The organism is Streptomyces nodosus, assembly GCF_008704995.1.
In the GTDB taxonomy this organism is placed as follows: Bacteria; Actinomycetota; Actinomycetes; order Streptomycetales; family Streptomycetaceae; genus Streptomyces; species Streptomyces nodosus.
This window is the reverse complement of the sequence record NZ_CP023747.1, coordinates 6,913,437-6,931,632: the sequence shown is the minus strand read 5'-3', so window position 1 is coordinate 6,931,632 and position 18,196 is coordinate 6,913,437. Positions and strand designations below refer to the sequence as shown.

Sequence of the window (18,196 nt, the reverse complement as noted above, 5' to 3'; positions counted from 1 at the left end):
GGGGAGGCCCGGTGGTGGCCGGGCCTCCCGGGACCGGCCTCAGGCGGCGCGGATCTCACCCGAGGGCTCGGTGCGTTCCAGGACGCTGCGCAGGGCGCCCGCGGCCTCCTTGGCCTCGGCCTCGGTCATGATCAGCGGCGGGGAGAGCACCAGGCTGTGCGCGGAGTCGCGGACGATCACTCCGGTCTCACGGCGGATGACATCATGGGGCATCTGCTCCGGGAGCAACGGCAGGGGGGTGCGGGTGTCACGGTCCTGGACGAGTTCCACGGCGAGCATCATGCCGACCGAGCGGATCTCGCCGACGATCGGCAACTCGCCGAGCTGGGCCTCCAGTTCGCCGTGCAGAAAGGCGCCCATGGAGGTGGCACGGCCGAGCAGCCCCTCCTTGTCGATGATGTCGAGGTTGGCGGCGGCGACCGCGGTGGCCACCGGGTGGCCGTTGTAGGTGTAGCCCATGGGGAAGCCGTGCTCGCGCAGCAGCACCTCGGCGACATGGTCGCCGACCAGGAGGGCGCCGAGCGGGACATAGCCGGAGGTGATGCCCTTGGCGGTCACGATGATGTCCGGGGTGACACCGAAGTGCTGGGCGGCGAACCAGTCGCCGACACGGCCGTAGGCGGTGACCACCTCGTCGAAGATCAGCAGGATGCCGTGCCGGTCGAGGACCTCGCGCACCCGCGGCCAGTAGTCGGAGGGCGGTACGAGCATGCCGCCGACGCCCATGATCGGCTCGCCGATCATGGCGGCGATGCGGGAGGGGCCGATCTCCGCGATGCGCTCCTCCAGTTCGCGGACGAGGAAGTCGGTGACCTCCTCGGGGCTCAGCGGCCGGTCTCCGTAGAGCTCGGAGCGGTACGGCCACGGGGGCGTGAGGTGGGAGACGTGCGGCATCATCGGGGCGAAGCCCTCGTGGTACAGCGGGAAGCCGGTCGCCGAGCCGCCGCCGTAGCCGATGCCGTGGTAGGCCTTGCTGCGCGCCAGGATCCAGGTGCGGTCGGTGTCACCGCGGCGGTGGTGGTAGTAGCGGGCCATCTTGATGGCGGCCTCGTTGCCCTCGGAGCCGCCGGAGGTGAAGTAGACGTGGTTCAGCGGGTCGGGGGCCATCCGGGCCAGGCGCGTGGCGAGTTCGATGGCGCGCTCGTTGGAGAACTCCCAGAAGCTGGTGAAGTACTCCAGCTTTCGCATCTGCCGGTGGGCGACGTCGGCGAGTTCGGTGCGGCCGTGTCCGACCTGGGCGAGCCACAGTCCGCCGGTGGCGTCCAGATAGCTGCGGCCCTCGGTGTCGGTGAGGCGACAGCCGGAGCCCTCCGTCATGATGACCCGCTCGGTGGCGCTGCCCGGCAGATAGGGGTGGATGATGTGCGCTCGGTCCAGGCGGGTGAGGTCCGCGGCGTCGAGGTTCATGGGGGACGCGTCCTTTTCTTCGTGGCGGTGGAGGCAGTGGTCGGGAGGGCTGTGGTGGGTGCTGCGCGATGGGACCGTGGGGCGCCGGCCGGTCAGCCGTAGGCGATCCAGGTGGTCTTCAGGCCGGTGTACTTGTCGAAGGAGTGCAGGGAGAGGTCACGGCCGTGTCCTGACTGCTTGAATCCGCCGAAGGGCGTGACCGGGCTGAGCGCGTCGACGGTGTTGACGGACACGGTGCCCGCCCGCAGGGCGTCGGCGACCCGGTGGGCCCGGCCGAGGTCCCTGGTCCACACGGAGGCGGCCAGGCCGTAGGCGGAGTCGTCGGCCAGGCGGACGGCCTCGGCCTCGTCGTGGAAGGGCAGCACGGTCAGCACGGGGCCGAACAGTTCCTCCCGTACCAGCGGGGCGTCGGGCGCGAGTCCGGTGACCACGGTGGGGTCGAGGTAGGCGCCGTCCCGGTCGGGGCGCGTGCCGCCGCAGACCAGGGTGCCGCCCGAGGACCGTACGGCGTCGAGGACGCGCACCACCTGGGCCTCGTCGACGAGCGGGCCGAGGCGGGTCGCCGGGTCGAGCGGGTCGCCCGGCAGCCAGCCGCGGGCGTGGTCGGCGACCCTGGCGGTGAACTCCTCCAGGACGGAGGCCTCCACCAGCAGCCGGGTGTTGGCGGAGCACACCTGCCCGGCGTTGTAGGCGAAGCCCCAGGCGGCGCGTTCCGCGGCGGCCTCCAGGTCGGCGTCGGCGAAGACCAGGTTGGGGCTCTTGCCGCCCGCCTCGGGCCAGACCTGTTTCATGTTGGACTCGGCCGCGTAGGCGAGGAACCGCTTGGCCACGGCGGTGGAGCCGGTGAAAACCAGGGTGTCCACGTCCGGGTGGAGGCCGAGGGCGCGTCCTGTCGTCTCCCCCGGGCCGGGTACGACATTGAGCACGCCGTCGGGCAGCCCGGCCTCGACGGCCAGTTCGGCGAGCCGCAGCGCCGACAGCGGTGACTGCTCGGCCGGCTTCAGCACGACGCTGTTGCCCGCGGCGAGGGCCGGGGCCAGCTTCCAACTCGCCAGGTCCAGGGGGAAGTTCCAGGGCACCACCGCGCCCACGACACCGAGCGGGGCACGGCGGACGAGGGCCAGATTGCCGGGCGGTGCCGGGGCGACCTCGTCGTAGAGCTTGTCGACGGACTCGGCGTACCAGGCGAAGACTCCGGCCGCGCCGGGCACGTCGGTGCCGTGGGACTCGGCGATGGGTTTGCCCATGTCGAGGGTGTCGCACAGGGCGAGCTCCTCGCCGTTCTCCTCGATGAGGCGGGCCAGGGCGAGCAGGACCCGCTTGCGCTCCGCCGGTGGGGTGCGCGACCAGCGGCCGTCCTCGAAGGAGGTGCGGGCCGCGGCCACGGCACGGTCGACATCGGCGGCCGAGCCGGCCGCCACCTGGGCGGTGGTCTTGCCGGTGGCCGGGTTCACGGTGGGAAACCACCGGTCGTCGGCCGGATCGGTCCACGCACCGCCGATGAACAGGCGCGTGCGGGGCGTGAAGTCGGCGGCGCGCTGCCGCCAGTGCGGGTACGTCGTCATGCTCTGGCCTTCGATTGCGTCGTGGGACGAGGGCGAGGTGCGTCATGGGACATGGATGAACCGCTGGGCGTTCGGATGTCCTGCGGCCGGGGCCGTCTCGGGTGCCGTGCCCTGGGCGACGGGCGCCAAGGGGGCGGGGGCGGTACGGCAGCGAGCGCCCGCACCGAGTTCTTTGAGTCGAGATTCAAACAATAGGTGAACCGGTCGTCAATGCTCCTGCCGGAAACTTCTTGCCGGATCTGGACTGGGTGACAGAGAATTGGTGACCATGGGGAAAGTCGGCAGACCACGCAACCAGACCGCGCGCAGAGAGGCTCTGGTCTCCGCCGCGGGGCGGGCCATCGCGGAGCGCGGCCTCGAAGGCCTGCGCATCAAGGACATCGCGGATGCGGCGGGCGTCTCCCAGGGTTCGGTGCTGTACTACTACCCCGAGCTCGACGACCTCGTCCTGGAGGTGCACCGGGGAGCGGTCGAGAACTTCCTGGCCTCCCGGCAGCGGACCTACGACGAGGCGCTCCCGGGAACCCCCGTGGCACGCCTGCGCGCACTGCTGGAGAGCGGACTGCCCGACACCGCGGAGGACCCGGTCCACGGGCTTCTGTACGAGCTGCACCGGCGGGCCGGCCGCAGCCCGGGCCACGCCGAGCTGATGGCCTCGCTGTTCGCCCGTGAGGTCGCCCTCTACACGACGGCGCTGGAGGTCGGGGCCGCGACCGGCGTCTTCGCTCTCACGGCGAGCGCGCACGATCTGGCGCATGGCATCGTGGCGCTCGAGGACGGCTACGGCCTGCACATCATCAGCCGCAACGCCGCCCTGCGGCTGGACAGGGCCCGCAACCTGATGCTGGCCCATGCACGCGTGGTCACCGGCTGCGCGGAGCTGTGACCGGGAGGCGGCGGTGCGCCGGGGCGGCGGACGAGGTCATGGCCCACCGCGGCGCCTTCACCCCGGGAGCGAGCCCCGCTCGCCCCCGGCCGCGCGGCCGGGGGTGAGCCGGCGCAGCAGTTCCATCACGGCCCGGGTCCGGGCGGCCTGCGTGATGCCCTCCACATAGGCCAGTTTGACCTCCAACGGCGGGTGCCCGTCCCGCAGTTCCAGCTCCGCGACCTCTCCCCCGCCGTAGGTCTGGCTGGTCGCGGGGCGCTGGTTCAGCACCGAGTACCCCAGCCCCTGGGCCACCAGCGAGCGCACCGTCTCATAGCTCTGGGTCCGGTACCGCACGTCCGGTGCGGTACCGGTGGCGGCCACCATCGCCCGGAAGTAGTCACGGCTGTAGGGCAGATCGAGCAGCACCAGCGGCTCTCCCGCCAGCTCGGTCAGTTCCACGCTGCCCCGTCCGGCCAGGGGGTGATCGGCCGGGACGATGGCATAGGCGGGAGCGCGGGCGATGGTCTCACCTGACAGTTCGAGATCGGTGGACAGGCCGAGGTCGTAGGTGAGGGCGAAGTCGATGCGTCCCGCGCGCAGCGACTGCAGAAGCTGTTCCGCCTCCGCCTCCATGACGTCGATCTCGATGCCCGGATAGCGTCTGGTGCATTCGCTGAACAGGGCCGGCAGATAGTACGGGGCGAGGGTGACGAAGCAGCCGACCCTGACGGGACCGGACAGGGACCCGCCGCTCCCCCGGGCCTCTCCTTCGACCTCCAGCGCGCGGGCCAGCAGTTCACGGGCCTGTTGCTGGAGCCTCTCCCCGGCCGGGGTGAGCGTCAGGCCCTGGCCCCTGCGGCGGATGAACAGCTGTACCCGCAGGTCCCGCTCCAGCTTCTGGACCGCCGCCGACACCGCTGACTGCGCGATGTGCAGCTCCGCTGAGGCCGCCGTCATCGAGCCGGCCTCCGCGGCGACGAGAAAGTAGCGGAGCTGCATCAGGGTGAAACCCACTGGCGACGTCATACCGAACCCCTGCGACCGACTCTGGCTGTCCGCGCCCGACCCTATGCGGAGCCGGTCCGGGCCGACGGCACACCGGGGCGGCCGTCGGCCGGTCCTCGGCCGCAGCAGAGGGGAACCGGCCGGCTCAGGCACGGACAGCGCCGCGGCACGAGCGCAGACGGCGGCCACCGTCAGACACCGGCCGGGCACCGGTGTGCTCCCGGACGTCCGGTCAGGCGATCGGGGCCGGTCGGGATCGGTGTCCCGGCCGCGCCCCGGTCATACCGCTCCCCCGGCCGGGGCGCCGCGGTCCACGGCGGTCCAGGCCAGTGCGGTCGCACCGTCGAGCAGGGCCCGCTCGGCGTTGCCGCCGACGCAGTACGCCGCGAACTCGTGCTGATGGTTCGTGGCGGGCAGCGACCCGATGCCGATATAGGGGTGGATCGCCGGCACCACCTGCGAGACATTGCCCATGTCGGTGGAGGCGCGGTTCATCCGTGCCGCCTGGCCGGGCGGGGCGAACTCGCGCCCCAGGGCGAGGGCGTTCTGCCGGTAGTGCTCCAGAGCGGGCTCGTCGGTGCGGAACTCGGCGTACGGTTTGCTCTCCGGCTCGATCTCCAGTTCGCAGCCCGTCGCGAGGGCCCCCGCCTCGAAGGCCCGCACGACCCGTGGTTCCAGCTCGGCCAGTTCCGCGAGCGTCTCCGCCCGTACGTACCACCGTCCGGTGGAGCGCTCCGGGATGGCGTTCGGGGCGTCCCCGGCATGGGTCACCACACCGTGCACCCGGGCCGAGGCGGGCAGTTGCTGGCGGAGCAGCCCGATGGCGACCTGGGCCACGGTGAAGGCGTCGGCCGCGTTGATCCCCGCTTCGGGATAGGCGGCGGCGTGCGCGGACTTCCCGGTGTAGGAGACCTTGGAGTGGCTGACGGCGAACGGGCGGGCCTCGGCGACGTCCACCGGCGCGGGATGCACCATCATCGCGAGGTCGACTCCGGCGAAGGCCCCCCGGTCCAGCATCTCGATCTTGCCGCCGCCGCCCTCCTCGGCGGGGGTGCCGTAGACCTCCACGGTGAGACCGGCGTCGTCGGCGACGGCGGCCAGGGCGAGTGCGGCGCCGACCGAGCCGGCCGCGATCAGGTTGTGCCCGCACGCATGGCCGAGGCCGGGCAGGGCGTCGTACTCGGCGCAGAGCGCGATCCTGGTGGGGCCGGTGCCGAACCGGGCGTGGAAGGCCGTCTCCAGCCCCAGATAGGAGGAGGTGACGTCGAATCCTGCGCGGTCCAGCGGTTCCGGTACGGCGGCCGCGGCCCGGTGTTCCTCCCAGGCCGTCTCCGGGTCGGCGTGCAGCCGCTCGGACAGACGGACCAAGTCGTCGGCACACCGGTCGACTTCACGCCGGGCGGCCTCTTTCAGCGTCATCATCACAGGTCTCCCGGTACGCCGTAGGAGGGCGCGGAGGCCGGATCGAGGCCGCGTCGCACATAGTCGTCGCGCTGGGGCAGCCATACGGCGAGGAGTTCGCCGAGCCGGTCGACGGGGTCGTCGGCCCAGTCCACGCGCAGATCGGTCACCCGCCAGTCCACGTCCGCGACAACCGCGAGGCCCGCGGAGTGCACCGGCCCTTCCTCGCCGCCCGCCGCCAGCGCGGCCCGCAGGGCGGCGAGCAGCCGCTCCTCCAGCTCGCCGGTCGCCGTCGCATAGGCGTCCAGGAGGACCTGGGGAATGTGCTCGGCGGCCAGCATGTTGCCCGCCGCCACCGCGCCGTCCGTGGTGGCCGAGGCATGTCTGCCCAGGGTGCGGGAGCCGTTGTGCACGAACCCGGCTCCGGTGCGGCCCAGCACGGTCAGCTGCCGGTAGTCGATGGTGGGCGCGTGCCGAGCCGCACCGGTGACATCGGCCAGCGCGCGCTCGGCGTCGCCGTGTCGCGCCAGCCCGTCCAGGAGTTCGGTGCCGAGTCCGGGGTCGGTGATGTTCTGCGAGGCCGCCGCACCGATACCGGGGCGCAGATGCGCGACCCGGGCCGCGACCGCGGGGCTGGAGGAGCTCACCACGAGGCCGAACCGTCCGCCGTCGCGGACCACCAGGGAGAACGTCATGACCGCTCCTCGTCCGGGATCACCGCGATCGCGTCGATCTCGCACAGCCACTCGGGTCGGGCCAGGGCCGACACCACCAGGCCGGTGGAGATGGGGTGTACGCCCTTGGTCCAGCGGCCCACCGTGCGGTACACCGTCTCCCGGTAGCGGGGGTCGACCAGATAGATCGTCAGCTTGACCAGGTGCTCCATCCGGCTGCCCGCCTCTTCGAGCAGCATCTTGATGTTGGCCATGGCCTGCTCGGCCTGGGCTCCGGCGTCGCCGATGCCCACGGACTCACTGGTGTCGAGGTCCTGGCCGATCTGGCCGCGGACATAGACGGTGTCGCCGGCCACCACGGCCTGGCAGAGGTCGTTGTCGAGGTTCTGCTCGGGATAGGTGTCACGGGTGTTGAACGGCCGGATGCGGGTGTGCCCGCCGGCCACGATCGGGGCCTTCACCTGGTGGCCCTGGCTCGTGGAGGTCATCGTCTGCTCCTCAGTTCTTACCGGTCGCCGGCGCGGTACCGGGCCGGTCGGTGGTGCCGTGGGCGAGGTAGCGTCGCCGGGTCGCGATGTGGTCGGCGATGTATCGGGCGTCGTGCCAGACACCCCAGATGAAGCTTGATCCGCGGCGGGACAGCCAGGGCAGGCCCAGGAAGTAGACGCCGGGTTCGGAGGACACCCCTCGGCGCTGCTTCGGCCGGCCGTTCTCGTCGAAGGCGTCGGCCTCCAGCCAGCTGTAGTCGGTGGCGAAGCCGGTCGCCCAGACGATCGAGGTGATGCCGGCCTCGGCCAGGTCGAGCTCCAGGACGGGATCGGTCACGCACTCCGGGTCCGGTCCGAGGACATGGGCCTCCGGCTCCTCGGGGAGGTCGAGCCCGTTGCGCTCGACGTACTCGTCGGCCGCCCGGAGGAGCGCGAGGTAGCGGGCGTCGCCGAGTGCGATGTTCGCGGCGAGATCCGGCGCGAAGCGCAGTACGCCGTCCTGGTGGGAGGCGGTCATGCCGACCAGCTCGATGCCGGCGCCGGCCAGGGCGCGGAAGTCCACGGTGTGGCCGCCGCGGGCGCCGCTGACCGCGATGGTGACATGTTCGGCACCCTGCGGAGGCGTGTCCGCGTCCCAGAGCCCGAGCACACCGAGCCACCAGCAGAAGTCTCGTCCGCGGTACTCGCGGGGAGGGCGGTCGTGCGGGCCGACGGAGAGAAGGACCCGACGACCGGACCGGCGCAGCTCGTCGGCGATCTGGACCCCCGAGGAGCCGGCCCCGACCACGAGGACCGCGCCCTCGGGCAGTTGTTCCGGGTTGCGGTACCCGCTGGAGTGGATCTGCACGGGGACGGCGCCGTCCGGGACGACGGGCGGGATCACGGGCTGCTGGAACGGTCCGGTGGCGGCCACGACGAAGCGTGCGTCGATGGAGCCCTGCGACGTCCCGACCCGGAAGCCGGACCGACCCGTGTGCCTCCGCACCGAGGTCACCTCGACACCGCACCGGACCGGGGCGCCGATCTTCTCCGCGTACGCGACGAAGTAGTCCGCGACCTGCTCCTTCGAGGCGAAGGCGTCGGGGGCGACATCGGAGAACTCCAGCCCCGGGAACCGGTCGTGCCACGCGGGCCCGTTGGCGACCAGGGAATCCCACCGCTCCGAACGCCAGCGCTCGGCTATCCGGTGCCGCTCCAGGACGATGTGCGGCACACCGTGGGCTCCCAGGTGCTCACTCATCGCCACGCCGGCCTGGCCCGCCCCGACGACGACTACTTCGGTCTCTTCACTCGGCATGTCAGCCTCCCCTCAGGCGGTAGTCCGTCCCGGTGTCGCGTCGACTGTGCTACCGCAGAAGAAACCCTGGGCTGCGGCTGGAGTTCTGTCCAACAGATGTTTCCGCTGTAGGCGATCTGATTTTTAGATGCCGCCAGGAGAAGGGGTGCCGGTGGCGGCAGTCCTGGTGGGCGGGGCGCGCGTGCCGGGGCGGTCGTTTCCGTCGGATCGGGGTGCGTGACGCGGGGTGCGTGTGTCGCCGCATCCGGTGTGCACCGCCCGCCGGCGGCGACGCCCACAGCGGTAACGTCCTCTTAAGATGACGGTATGACAGCCCGTCGCGCCCTCGGCACCGGCCCGGACACTCCCGCGCACAGTATCCGCGCAGTCCAGGCTGACCTTCTCGACGAACTCCCCGGAGTCCGCCTCCCCGACATCGACGAGCTGCGGACCCGTGGGGTACTCGCGGCTCTCCCGGCGACGTCACCGGCTCCGCGGCGGACCCTCGGAGCCGGCGGCCGCGCCGACGAGGAACCGTCCCACCCCTCTGCCTGACAGCACGACCGGTCGGAGGCGAGCCATGAACCCGAATGATGATCGCCACTGGTTCGGGATCTTCTACTTCAACCGGGACGATCCACGTATCGCGGTGCCCAAACGCTACGGGTGGGGCCGGACCTTGAACTACGGCCGCCCGATGGCCTGGGTCTGCACCGTCGGGGCTCCCGCCGCCATGGGGCTGATAGCGCACCTGAGCAAACACTGACTCGTACGCCGACCGCATGGGCAGGGAGGGGGTGCCCCGCCGCGGCTGTTCATGGTCATGGACGGCGTTTGGCCGGTATCAGGCCTGCCCAGCAGGGGCCGGCGTCACACTGGCTCCGACTTGTTCGCCGTCGAGAGGCCCACTGTGACCGTTCCGCCGCCGATCCCGTCCGCGCCGTCCTCACCCGTGTCGGCTCCCGAGAGCGCCGTGGCGGTCGATTCGCTCAGCTACGCCTTACCTGACCGTGCTCTTCTGGACGACATCACCCTGCGTGTCTCCTACGGTGAGTCGGTCGCGGTGACGGGTGCCAGCGGCAGCGGGAAGAGCACGCTGCTGATGTGTCTGCTGGGGCTGACCACACCACACACGGGGACGGTCAGGATCGCGGGCCGCGACATCGTGCCGATGCGCGGCCGCGCCCTGGCGCGGCACCGCCGGGCACATGTGGGGATGGTCTTTCAGTTCGGCGAGCTGCTGGCCGAACTGACGCCGTCGGAGAACGTGGCCCTGGCCGGTCTGCTGGCGGGACTGCCGCGCCGGGAGGCCTACGCGCGGGCCGGCCGTCTGCTGGCGGAACTGGGTGTACCGGCCGACGGGTCCCCGACAGCTCACCTGTCGGGTGGTGAGCGCCAACGCACGGCGGTGGCACGGGCGTTGGTCAATGAGCCTGCCCTGCTGCTGGCGGACGAACCGACCGGGGCACTGGACTCGGTGAATCGGGAGGCGGTCGCCGACCTGCTGTTCTCATTGCCGAAGCAGCGGCGGTGCGCGCTGCTGGTCGTCACGCACGATGCGTCCGTGGCCGCTCGGGCGGACCGCACGCTCCTGCTGGAGGCCGGGCGGCTGGAGGCTCCGGTGAGCGCCTCGTGAAAGAGCGTTCGCTGAACCGGCAGTTGATGACGGTCGGCTGGCATGCGGGACGGTCGGTGCGGGGCGGCGCGCTCCGGTTCGTCGCACTGGTCTGTGCCGCGGCCGCCCTCACACTGGCCGTGACGGCACTGGTCCTCTCCGCGGCCGCATACGACGGCCGTGACCAGCGCAGTGCGGCACGCAACCCGGTCGTCCACGACAGCGATCCCGCGCGGCCTGCCGTCGCGCTCTGGCAGTCCTCCTTCGACGAGATCGAGCAGGAGCAGTACTCCGTCATCCACATTGCGCCACTGACACAGGGCGCGCCGCTGCCTCCCGGTCTGCGCACCTGGCCGAAGCCGGGGCAGTCGGTGCTCTCCCCCGCCCTTGCCGAGCGGGGCGCCTCCCACGGCATCCTGACGCGTTACGGCCGGGCCTCGGGCCGGATCGCCGAGCGGGGGCTGGCCGATCCCGGCGAACTCCTCGCCTATGTCCGTCCGGCGGACGACCGGTTCATCGATCGGGAAAAGGCCTTCACCATCAATGGTTACGGTGTGCCGGGCGCGATGTTCGGGAACAGTCAGAACGTCGAATCGCTGAAGGTTCTGACAACGACGGTGCTGGGCCTGCTGGTTCTGCCCGCGCTCGGACTGACGGTGGTGGCCGTCCGGATGGGGGCGGAGGCCCGCCGGCGCCGGACCGTGCTCCTCGACGCGCTCGGTGCCTCATGGACCGCGCGGACCCTGGTCAACTGCGGCGAGTCGCTGCTGCCGGCCTTCGTCGGAACGGCGCTGGGACTCGCTCCGGCCTTCTGGGCCTCGCACATCGAGGTGACCCTGCCGCTGACCGACTACACCGTGTCGAGCGCGGACGTGGCCCGGACCACCGCCACCTGGCTGCTCGGGGCGCTGGCCTCGTGCGTGGTGGTGGTCCTGACGGCTTCGGCCCTGCACCGTGTCCGGCGGGACGGCGGGACCCGACTGCGGGCCGCGGGCGGCCGGCTGCCCCGGTGGTGGCCGGCGGTCTTCCCCTTCGCGGTCCTCTTCACCGTCCGGGGACCCGAGCCGCTGTCCCACGGCAACACGTTCCTGTTTCTGCTGATCTACAGCGCCGGCGTCGCTCTGACACTGGCCACGCTGCCGTCCGTGATCGGGCTGCTGATCGCCCTGATCGGTCGGGCTCTCGGCTGGACCGGTCGCCGCACCGGGATGTCCGGCACCCTGGTGGCCGGACGATGGATGGCCCACCACCCCGGCATCACCGTGCGACTGGTGGCGGGACTGGTCATCGCCGTCGGCCTGGTCGGCCAGGTGCAGCTCCACAGCAGCCGTCTGAGTTCCGACTACGCGGCGGCCCGCGCCTCGGCCGACCGGCTCGGCGACACCGTCTACACGGTGACCCAGCCGGACCTCGGCGACCGCACCCGCGCGTTCCTGGCCGAGCTCCCGTCGGGCGTGCAGGCCTACTCGATGACCGGCCGCACCGACGCCCACAACCGCACCATCGTCTCCGTTCAGGCTCCCTGCACGGCACTCGAAGCGATCAAGCGCTCATGCGATCACCCCGCACCGTTCGGTGTCACGGACCCCGACGCGCGGCTGAGCGAACTCGCCCGCTGGTTCTCCGACGGAGCCGACATCTCACTGCGTGTGGGTCCCGTCACCGCCACACCGGCAACCGGTGACGACCGCTACCTCGTCCTGCTGGACGCCCATGGAAAATCGCTGCCCGCCGACCGGATCCGTCAGGCGGCCTTCACCCGTCTTTCGCCGACCCCGAACGTGGAAATCCCGGGAGGGAGCTGGCTCGGGGGTACCGTGGCCCGGGCCGGCCGCGGCGCCTGGGTCGCCCTGTTCGGCGTGGCCGGCATCACGGCGATGGCCCTTGCCCTGAGCCTCAACAGCCTCGCCGAGTTCCAGCGCTTCAGCCGCTCCGTCGCGCCTCTCGGCGTACTCACGGGCCGACGCCTCATCTTCCTGGCGACCGCCGCCTGGACCCTGCTGCTCCCCCTCCTCCTCGCTGCCGGTCTCGGCCTGCTGACCAACGCATGGCTGGCCACCCCACTCACCGACCCCGTCGTCGGGGCGTCCCCGTCCACCGCCGTCCTGGTCTCCCTGACCATCACTCTCGTCGTGGTCGCCTTCGCCGTCTGGCTCATCGGCTCCGTCTCGGCCGTCCGCACCACCGACCGCTGGAAACCCGAAACCGACTGACCGCAGAGCCGACCGGTTCGCCGCGTGGCACCGGGACAGTCGATCCGGTCGGCTCTGCGAACCTGGACGCCGGTGCGAGCGACCCGATGCCCCTGGCCGGCGGCGGTCAGAGGCCCACCGTCACCATGACGATCAGCACCACCAGGAGAAGGACGACATACGCGACGGAGTAGATGCGGTCCGGGACGCGGCCGGTGAGGCGCCTGGCCACGGCGATGGTCGGCAGCGATCCGACGAGCAGGGCGGCGCCCGCGGTGAGATCGACGTAACCGAGACTCCCGGTGGCTGCCTGCGCGGTGGGAGCGAGGGCGTAGACAAGGGTGCCGGCCACCGCGACGGGGACACTGAGGGGGTTGGCCATGGCGGTCGCCTCGGCCATGGGGAGGCCCCTGCGCCGCAGCAGGGGAACCGTCATGACGCTGCCGCCCACTCCCAGCCCGGCGGCCACCAGACCGATGCCCATGCCTCCGACGGCGGTCGTGCCCCGGCCCAGGGGCTTCGGGTGCGTCTGGTGGGCCACGGAGAGAAAGCCCCTGCGTACCAGGCAGTCGGTGATCGTCACCAGCAGATAGGCGGCGAACAGCAGCCGTAGCGTGGTGTCGCCGATCGCGGTGGTCACGAGGGCTCCCGCGGCGGCGCCGATCGCGATGAACGCGGCCAGCGGCCAGACGTACGCGCGCCGCAGCCGGCCCTGCCGCCAGTGGGCCAGCGCCGCAGCCGCGGCGTTCACCAGCATGACCGCCGCCGAGGTCGCCACCGCGACATGCATGGCGTCCACTCCCGGACGCCCGGTGACGGTGAGCACGCCGTAGACGACGGGGACCGTGATGAATCCACCGCCGAAGCCGAAGAGCACCGTGGTGACTCCGGTCAGGCAGCCGAAGAGCAGGAGAGTGGGGATCGAGGACGACACAGGCGCAACGCTAAGGAGCACCGGGCACGGCAGGCAAACGAGACCGGCCGTACGCCTGTGCGAAGCGGGCGGGGCGCATGCTTCCGCACACCGTCGGGGCATGCTCCCCCGATACGCAGCGCGGCCCTGAAGCCGCCCGAGAGCATCGCCGGAAGGAACCGTCCGTGACGGCAGGCCCCGCATTCGAAGAGAGCTGGACGGTCTACGGGCAACGCCAGCTGGACCACGGCTACCGACCTCCCGTGCCGGACCGCATCGACTGGGGGTTCTGGCCGGGCGTGGGCCCCGGGTCCGAGGTCCTCGGGGATGTCCGGGGCAAGCGGATCCTCGACATCGGATCCGGTCCCGGCCACCACGCCGTCCATCTGGCCCGGGCGCACGGTGCCCTGGTGGACGCCGTCGATCTGTCCCCCACCCAGCACCGGCGCGCGCTGGACGCTCATGGCACGGAGCCCGGAGTGCGCTTCCTGTGCGCCGACGTCGCCGAGCATCTGCGTCACGCGGAGCCGTACCAGGCCGCCTACGGCCTCCGCACCCTCGGCTGTGTCGATCCGCGCCATCTGCTGCCGGCGCTGCGGGACGGGCTGGTCGACGGCGCGCCCCTCGTCTTCTCCGCCCTCCACACCGACTCCGACGCACGGCCCCCGTCCAGCGAGGTGGTGCCCCACGAGGGGTTCGTCCGGCTGTGCGACGAGGAGCCCATCCCCACCCGGATATGGGCGCTCACCCCACAGCTGTGGGAGCACCTGCTCACCGAGCACGGGTTCCGGGTGGAGGAGATCGAGCTGCTCAGCGCACCGGACCACGACAACCCCGTGGTCGTCCAGCTCGTCCGGGCCCGGCGCCACCGCACCACCGGCCGGCCCCGCCCTCGGGTGACCAGTCGTCCACGAACCGCCCGGCCACCCGCACCGCACGCCGCGATCGGCGTCGGAGCCATCGTGTTCGGCGAGCGGGGCCTGCTCCTGGGACGGCACCGGCACGGCACCTGGGAGCTGCCCGGGGGCACCGTCGAACCCGGGGAGTCCCTCCATGACACCGTCGTACGCGAACTCGCCGAGGAGACCGGGCTCGTCGCACGCCCCGAGGACATCACTCTGCTGGGCACGCTCCTCGACCACGTCGACGACGTCGTGCGCGTCACCGTCGGTGCCGTCGTCACGGCATGGCAGGGCGAGCCCGCCGACCAGCCGGACGAAAGGGTGGGCGGCTGGCGGTGGTGGGCCCTGGACGAGCTGCCGCAGGGGCTGTTCGTGTGCAGCGCCCAGATCCTCACGTCCTGGCGTTCCGATCTGCCGCCCATCGATCATGCACCGGCGCACTTCACCCCGTACGCCGGAGGCTGAGCGCGGGTCCCGAACTCCTCGCGTGAGTACGGGCGTTGCCCGAAGGGGCAGTCGCGGCTGCCCCGTCCCGGCACGGTCGGGCCTGGACGGGTCCCGGCACCGCCCACAAGCCTGGAGGCGGAGGTCCGGCATTCCGCGGGGAGCGGCAGATGCGTGCATACGATCAGGGACAGGAACATGAGCACGATGCGCCCGGCAAGGCGGCCCGGGAGGCCCCCGATCAGGCGTCGGCAGAGCTTCCGCACCTGCTGAAGGCCGCCGCCACCGGGCGTTTGGAGGTGATCGGCCGCTCCGGGATGAGCACCCTTCAGCGGACGGTCGGCAATGCGGCCGTCGGCGCGGCACTCCAGCGGGAGGCCGAACCGGAGCCGGAGCACCGCGAGGAGCGTTCCAGCGTCCACGATGTGGTCTCGTCCGGCGGCGGTCAGCCCCTGGACACCGACACCCGCACGGACATGGAGGGCCGGCTCGGCGCCGACTTCTCCTCCGTGCGGGTGCACACCGGATCAGCGGCGCACGAGTCGGCGAAGGAGGTCGGCGCCCACGCCTACACGGTCGGCGACAACATCGTCTTCCAGCGGGAGAGTTACGATCCCTCCTCGCACCAGGGCCGCACCACGCTCGCCCATGAGCTCACCCATGTCATCCAGCAGCGCAACGGCCCGGTGGACGGCGCGGAGGCGCCGGGCGGGATCCGGGTGAGCGATCCCTCCGACCGCTTCGAGCAGGAGGCGACGGCCAACGCCGAGCGCGCGCTGGCCACTTCGGCACCGCCTCCGGCCCCGGCCCCGGCTGCCGACGCACCCTCCCCGCAGGCCGCCCCGCAGACCCCTGCCGCCGTCGGCGCCCCGGTGCAACGCCAGGCCGCCGACGAGGACGAGGAACCGGCGGATGTGCAGGGGTCGTTCGTCCAACGAGCCGTGGAGGACGGAGGCCAGGAGGAGAAGGAGGAGGATTCCGGGTCCGAGACCTGATCGGCCGACGGTCCCCGCGTCCGCGCCGTGGGTCAGCCGTCGGCCTTCGCGTTCGCCGAGATCTTCCCGCCGAGGAACAGCGACTCCGAACACTGGGACGGCGCCGGGGCCTTGACCGGCTTGCCCACCTGCCGGCAGCTCACGGCAAGGGTGATCCGGCCGCCCGAGGGCACCTCGATGGGGGTGACGAAGTGGTAGTCGGAGTCCCGGAAGTTCTCCAGCGCCAGGTTCAGCAGTTGCCCGTCGTCGGTGGCGACGACCAGGGTGCCCGCGTCACCCTGCGGGTTCTGCACCACGATGTCGGTGAGCTCGAAGGTCTTGCCCTTCGGCACCGTATAAGCGGTCCGCCGGGTGGCACCGCCGCCCACCGCGGCCTGCACCTGCACCCGGGCGCTCTTCGGTACCGCGGGCCCGCCGGGCTCACCTGGCTGGGCGGTCGCGCCGTCGCCGGGGGCCGAGGACGCATCGCCGCCCGGGGTCGCGGACGCACCTCCGGAGCCGGCCGCGCCCCCCTCACCGCCCCCGGACGCCCCCTGGCCCTTTCCGTTCCCGCCGCCGTTCGCGTCGGCGTCCCCCTGCCGTGCCGCGGACTCGACGACCTCCGGGGTGATCGCCTCACGGGCGGCCGATCGTACGGCGGGCCGCAGCACCGAGTACCAGAGCCCCACCAGCGCGGCCGCCACCAGCACCGCCACGACGAGAGCGCGCGGAAGCCAGCGGGGCAGGACGGCCTGCTGCTCGTAGGAACCGTCGAGGATCACCGGCTGGTGCGGCTCCTGCCCCTCCTCCACCCTGGGGGCCACCGTCACCTGGAAGGGATGGGTGATCGGCGTACCACGCCACAGCCGCTTGGCCGGCCGCACGGTCAGTGTGGCGAACTCGGCCTGGCCGGGCGGGATCTCCAGCTCCGCGGGGTCGAGGGCGAGCCGTGACCGCTCGGTCGCCCCTCGCGCGCTCAGCGTGATCGTGACGGGCGTATTGCCCCTGCTGTCCACGGCCAGTCTGTGCCGCCCGCGCCATGCACCGCTCGAACCGGGCGGCACCAGTTCCGCGGTGGTCTCGGTGAACTGCCCCACCGTCACGGCCCGTTCGAGAACGACCGGTTCGCCGCCGTCACTCGTCGGCATCACGCGCAGCCCGAGCGGGATCTCTCCGGGCGCCACCTGGGAGGTGCGGGGCGGGTGCAGCCTGACGGTGGCGCTGCCGGTCGCGCCCGGGTACAGCGACAGGCTCTCCGGTTCCACGGTGGCCCAGTCGGCGCACGGCCCGACCACCTCGAACCGGCACTCCTCAACAATGGTCCCCGAGTTGAGCACCTGCACCGGAAGATCCGCCCGGCCGCCGGGCTCGACGGTGACGGAGGACTCGTCCAGGCTCGCCGAAAGACTCATGGTGCGCACCGTATTGTCCGCCGCGGCAAACCAGGACCGGCCACACAGGAACACTTTCGGGCAATGAAGGTGCCCGCCGAGTCACGCCCAATTCCCCTGGGGAATTGGGGGGATTACTGTGGTTGGTTGGTAAAGCGAGACCCATGTGGGCGAAATGTAATGATGTCATGCCCATGATCTTCTCGATCTTCATATGTGCTTTTCCGCAGTCGCCCGAGGAGAGAGAGCGACGTGCTGCAGACGAACAGAGAACGCATCACAGTGGCGCTGCGCGCCCAGGACCCCGTTTCACGGGCCGGAGTGTCCAGTCAGCTGCGCGCCCGGCCCGAGGTCAAGGTCGTCGACTGGGGCGAGGGGGACACGCCGCAAGTGGTGGTGGTCGTCCTCGACGTCGTCGACGAGGACGCGTTACGCGTACTGCGTCAGGTCCAGCGCACCAGTACCGCGCGGGGAGTACTGGTCACCACCCACATCGACGAACAGCAACTGGTGAACGCCGCCGAATGCGGTTTCGTCGGCGTCCTGCGACGCTCCGAGGCGACCCCGGACCGCCTGGTGCAGGTGATCGGCTCCGTGGTCAAGGGGGAGGGCCGGGTGCCGCCCGACCTGCTCGGCAATCTGCTCGAACAGGTCGGGCGGCTCCAGGGGCAGGTGCTCGCACCGCACGGGCTCAACTTCACCGGCCTCTCGGCCCGCGAGATCGAGGTACTGCGCCTGGTGGCCGAGGGATACGACACCGCGGACATCGCGGTGAAGCTCTCGTACTCCGAGCGCACCATCAAGAACGTCCTGCACGCCGTCATGTCCCGGCTCAATCTGCGGAATCGCTCGCATGCGGTGGCCTATGCGCTGCGCCAGGGGTTGATCTGAGGACCCACGCAGGGTGCCCCTACCGTCCAGTGCCTCATGGGGCAGCCGGCCCTTCCCGAAGGGCTGGCTCGCCCCCCAGTGTGACGCGCACCGGTGACCGGCGATGGTGAGAGACCATGCGCGCCGATCGTGAGAGTCCCGCGTGCCGGTCCGGAGTGGGGTGTTCAGTGCGTTCTGTACGGGGGTTCCT

Annotated in this window: 17 protein-coding genes; 8 read left to right on the top strand and 9 right to left on the bottom strand. The window is 71.6% G+C overall.

Features of this window, described 5'->3' with window-relative positions; all coding sequences use genetic code 11:
* Positions 1–39: 39 nt before the first annotated feature.
* Positions 40–1,407: an aminotransferase family protein gene (locus CP978_RS30765; RefSeq protein ID WP_043446300.1), complete on the bottom strand. Its 1,368-nt coding sequence runs from the start codon at positions 1,405–1,407 to the stop codon at positions 40–42.
* Between the two features lie 92 nt (positions 1,408–1,499).
* Positions 1,500–2,972, bottom strand: coding sequence for an aldehyde dehydrogenase (locus CP978_RS30760; RefSeq protein WP_043446297.1), 1,473 nt, complete (start codon positions 2,970–2,972; stop codon positions 1,500–1,502).
* 268 nt (positions 2,973–3,240) lie between these two features.
* On the opposite strand from CP978_RS30760, the gene CP978_RS30755 reads away from it, so the two are divergent.
* On the top strand, positions 3,241–3,858 hold the full coding sequence (locus tag CP978_RS30755) for a TetR/AcrR family transcriptional regulator (RefSeq protein WP_043446295.1): 618 nt from the start codon (positions 3,241–3,243) through the stop codon (positions 3,856–3,858).
* Between the two features lie 57 nt (positions 3,859–3,915).
* Here CP978_RS30755 and CP978_RS30750 read toward each other — a convergent pair whose 3' ends face one another.
* From CP978_RS30750 to CP978_RS30730, 5 genes are all read right to left on the bottom strand, one after another.
* On the bottom strand, positions 3,916–4,866 hold the full coding sequence (locus CP978_RS30750) for a LysR family transcriptional regulator (protein ID WP_043446292.1): 951 nt from the start codon (positions 4,864–4,866) through the stop codon (positions 3,916–3,918).
* Positions 4,867–5,124: 258 nt separating this feature from the next.
* A complete protein-coding gene (locus CP978_RS30745; protein WP_043446289.1) occupies positions 5,125–6,267 on the bottom strand; it encodes a M20 family metallopeptidase in 1,143 nt (380 codons plus the stop codon).
* Positions 6,267–6,941, bottom strand: a complete 675-nt coding sequence (locus CP978_RS30740) for a DUF1028 domain-containing protein (RefSeq protein WP_043446287.1) — start codon at positions 6,939–6,941, stop codon at positions 6,267–6,269. The genes CP978_RS30745 and CP978_RS30740 overlap by 1 nt, the downstream gene beginning before the upstream one ends.
* The gene (locus CP978_RS30735) at positions 6,938–7,408 is read right to left on the bottom strand and encodes a RidA family protein (protein WP_052454396.1); all 471 of its coding nucleotides are present in this window, start codon (positions 7,406–7,408) and stop codon (positions 6,938–6,940) included. Before CP978_RS30735 ends, CP978_RS30740 begins: the two co-directional genes overlap by 4 nt.
* A 10-nt stretch (positions 7,409–7,418) precedes the next feature.
* Positions 7,419–8,705, bottom strand: a complete 1,287-nt coding sequence (locus CP978_RS30730; RefSeq protein WP_043446284.1) for a flavin-containing monooxygenase — start codon at positions 8,703–8,705, stop codon at positions 7,419–7,421.
* Positions 8,706–9,011: 306 nt separating this feature from the next.
* Here CP978_RS30730 and CP978_RS30725 point away from each other — a divergent pair, with 306 nt between their 5' ends.
* The 4 genes from CP978_RS30725 to CP978_RS30710 all read left to right on the top strand — a co-directional run bounded on the left by CP978_RS30725 (position 9,012) and on the right by CP978_RS30710 (position 12,512).
* Positions 9,012–9,239: a hypothetical protein gene (locus CP978_RS30725; protein WP_150478341.1), complete on the top strand. Its 228-nt coding sequence runs from the start codon at positions 9,012–9,014 to the stop codon at positions 9,237–9,239.
* 25 nt (positions 9,240–9,264) lie between these two features.
* Positions 9,265–9,450, top strand: a complete 186-nt coding sequence (locus CP978_RS30720) for a DUF5808 domain-containing protein (RefSeq protein WP_043446281.1) — start codon at positions 9,265–9,267, stop codon at positions 9,448–9,450.
* 186 nt (positions 9,451–9,636) lie between these two features.
* A complete protein-coding gene (locus tag CP978_RS30715; RefSeq protein ID WP_043449915.1) occupies positions 9,637–10,320 on the top strand; it encodes an ABC transporter ATP-binding protein in 684 nt (227 codons plus the stop codon).
* A complete protein-coding gene (locus tag CP978_RS30710; RefSeq protein WP_144401517.1) occupies positions 10,317–12,512 on the top strand; it encodes an FtsX-like permease family protein in 2,196 nt (731 codons plus the stop codon). Before CP978_RS30715 ends, CP978_RS30710 begins: the two co-directional genes overlap by 4 nt.
* 106 nt (positions 12,513–12,618) lie before the next feature.
* Here the strand turns inward: CP978_RS30710 and CP978_RS30705 are convergent, their stop codons facing one another.
* Complete coding sequence (locus CP978_RS30705) at positions 12,619–13,425, bottom strand: sulfite exporter TauE/SafE family protein (RefSeq protein WP_043446277.1); 807 nt, start codon at positions 13,423–13,425, stop codon at positions 12,619–12,621.
* Between the two features lie 164 nt (positions 13,426–13,589).
* On the opposite strand from CP978_RS30705, the gene CP978_RS30700 reads away from it, so the two are divergent.
* Positions 13,590–14,771: a bifunctional class I SAM-dependent methyltransferase/NUDIX hydrolase gene (locus CP978_RS30700; RefSeq protein ID WP_043446273.1), complete on the top strand. Its 1,182-nt coding sequence runs from the start codon at positions 13,590–13,592 to the stop codon at positions 14,769–14,771.
* A gap of 149 nt (positions 14,772–14,920) precedes the next feature.
* Positions 14,921–15,745, top strand: coding sequence for an eCIS core domain-containing protein (locus CP978_RS30695; protein ID WP_043446269.1), 825 nt, complete (start codon positions 14,921–14,923; stop codon positions 15,743–15,745).
* 32 nt (positions 15,746–15,777) lie between these two features.
* Here CP978_RS30695 and CP978_RS30690 read toward each other — a convergent pair whose 3' ends face one another.
* Positions 15,778–17,136, bottom strand: a complete 1,359-nt coding sequence (locus tag CP978_RS30690) for a COG1470 family protein (protein WP_184750546.1) — start codon at positions 17,134–17,136, stop codon at positions 15,778–15,780.
* 231 nt (positions 17,137–17,367) lie between these two features.
* On the opposite strand from CP978_RS30690, the gene CP978_RS30685 reads away from it, so the two are divergent.
* On the top strand, positions 17,368–18,006 hold the full coding sequence (locus CP978_RS30685; protein ID WP_043446267.1) for a response regulator transcription factor: 639 nt from the start codon (positions 17,368–17,370) through the stop codon (positions 18,004–18,006).
* The last annotated feature ends 190 nt before the right edge of the window (positions 18,007–18,196 follow it).